The sequence below is a fragment of the Vibrio qingdaonensis genome, from assembly GCF_026191675.1.
GTDB classification, from domain to species: domain Bacteria; phylum Pseudomonadota; class Gammaproteobacteria; order Enterobacterales; family Vibrionaceae; genus Vibrio; species Vibrio qingdaonensis.
In genome coordinates this window covers 1-2,392 of sequence record NZ_JAKRRY010000098.1, presented here as the reverse complement: position 1 = coordinate 2,392, position 2,392 = coordinate 1, and the positions used below count along the sequence as shown (strand labels likewise).

Below are 2,392 nucleotides of genomic sequence, written 5' to 3'. Positions count from 1 at the left end.
AGTGGTGCGCCAAGAAGCGCATATGTAAAACGCAATGTAATTGCTTGATTTCAAGGAGTAATCAATGATTAGAAACGCATGCAACTTCCATTAGGCTGGCTGTTGTATGAAGCCGTTTTGACAATGTGGCTGACATTTCCCCTACGAAATGGAGAGCTGCTAATCAGAGTCTTGCTAAGACTACGAAAGAAACTGATGTTTGACGCCTCGAAGGTTGGACTGTCTGTTATGAAGGTAGGGACAAGACAGAGTCACTGGATCTCCACCTATGACGGGGGGAGAAATCTCGCTTGGATAGAGACTGAACGCTCCTACAGAGATACGAGTTCAAGTCTCCCAGTGACGAGCACGGCGACGAGCCGTGCAAGGGGTACAGTCAGAGTCTAAGGCAAGATGGTGACGTTACATATGTGAACTTGGGAACTTTCTATTGTTATCTTGGCAACAAGATCTGGGAGCCTGAACCTACATGCAATTAGAAAGGGCGGAGCCTTCGTAGTAGTCCGAGGTTAGGAAAGCTAATCACATGGCGAAGGGAGGCAGTTTGACAAAACGTTTGTAAAAGTGAATTAAGCAGGAGAACAACGGTAATGTTGCTTTCAACGATCGCCCAAAAACAACAAACACTTGCAAAGAAAGCAACTGAGAATCCAGAGTATAAATTTAATCGTTTATACGATCTTCTTCATTGGGAGACATGGATACATCAGGCTGCTATTAATGTGTTATCTAGGCCAGGAAGTAGGACAGATGGCGTAGATGGTAAAACTCGCGACTACTTTAAACAAACCTATGAAAGACAACTGTCTTTGATCATAGAACAGTTAAAGTCAGGGAATTACCGTCCACTACCTGTAAAGAGGGTCTATATACCAAAGCCGAATGGAACCAAACGTCCTCTCGGTATTCCGGCTTTACGAGATCGTATTGTTCAGGAAGGTATAAGAATGGCACTCGATCCTATATACGAAACGGATTTTCATCCCTATTCCTTTGGGTTTAGGAAAAGTCGATGCACTATGGATGCGATTGCAGTGTTGATGCCCTTAGCTAACTCCATATCAAAACATTTCTATGTTATTGAGGGGGACTTAAAAAGCTACTTCGACACTGTTAATCATCGAATATTACTCAAATTGTTAAAAAAGCGGATAGCAGATAGGAAACTCATCTCTCTGCTCCATCGCTTTCTTCGTGCCGGTGTCATGGAAAAGCAGCTATTTGCTCAAACTCGTGAAGGGGTACCGCAAGGGGGGATCATTTCCCCACTGCTAGCAAATCTATACTTGAACGAATTTGATCAATGGGCAGCGAAGAAATGGCAGCTATCTCAATCAGAAAGACAAAATACGAGGAAAGCGGGTCGCGGTAATTATACCATGGTTCGCTATGCCGATGATTTTGTTGTCGTATCAAATGATGGGATAGCTGGAGTAAGGCAAGCTAAAGCTGAAATTAAGGAATTTCTGGAGGAAGAGCTAAAACTTACTCTTTCTGAGGAGAAAACTTTAATTACACACGTTAACAAAGGATACGACTTCTTGGGGTTCTATATTAAACGGAACTACTCGGAAGGACGATGGGTGGTACACTTGCGCCCCTCAATGAAAAGTGTGAAGCGTGTGAAAGCTAAGCTTAAAAGTCTTACTACACGAAACCAAACTTTATATGATGAAGTTACGAAGATGAAACAAATAAATCAAGTAGTTAGAGGGTGGTGTGAATATTATAAACATACATCTTTACTCAGTGATTTAGAAGCGATCAGTCGCTATGCGTGGCACAGATACCACAAGTGGTTACTGGCAAAATACAAAGGAAGTAGAAAGGTGCAACTCATCAAGGACAAAACATGCACAATCATGAAACGTCAACGATGGGTAGCGAATACATTCGGTATTCAAGTACATCAATGGCTGCCATCAGCAAAAGAGCTCAATCGTTCTCGTTATTGGAATCGTGGCAGAAATGGATTTGAACATCCCTATCTAGTCCCGTCCAGTAACGAAATCCAACCACCACTAGGACTCAAAGGTCCAGAGCCTTCGATATATCTAACAGCACGGATGAGCCGTGAAGATAATAGAGAGTATCCAAAGGACTGGCACTATAGACGACTAAAGGTACTAAAGCGAGATAGCTTTGCATGTGTGATATGCAAAGAACAAAATGACATCCAAGTTCATCACCGTAGAGGCGTTAAATCGTGGGCGGTAAAAGACTTGGTAACATTATGTCGAAAGCATCACATGATGGAACACAAGAAACTGCGAGTTGATGATTGTCAAATGGAGAGCCGGATGCGGGGAAACTCGCACGTCCGGTTCGGAGAGAGGAGTGAGTAAAACCGCCAGCTGTGAAGCTGGTATGGCGAACTTGCTCCTACTCTACG

The 2,392-nt window shown here is 43.2% G+C and carries 1 protein-coding gene; it reads left to right on the top strand.

Features of this window, described 5'->3' with window-relative positions; genetic code table 11:
* Positions 1 to 590 precede the first annotated feature (590 nt).
* Positions 591 to 2,345, top strand: coding sequence for a group II intron reverse transcriptase/maturase (gene ltrA / locus MD535_RS25370; RefSeq protein WP_237300851.1), 1,755 nt, complete (start codon positions 591 to 593; stop codon positions 2,343 to 2,345).
* Positions 2,346 to 2,392: the final 47 nt, after the last annotated feature.

What these genes read in the sequence shown, in the direction of transcription:
- ltrA (WP_237300851.1), top strand. Translation starts at nt 591, where the DNA reads ATGTTGCTTTCAACGATCGCCCAAAAACAACAAACACTTGCAAAGAAA.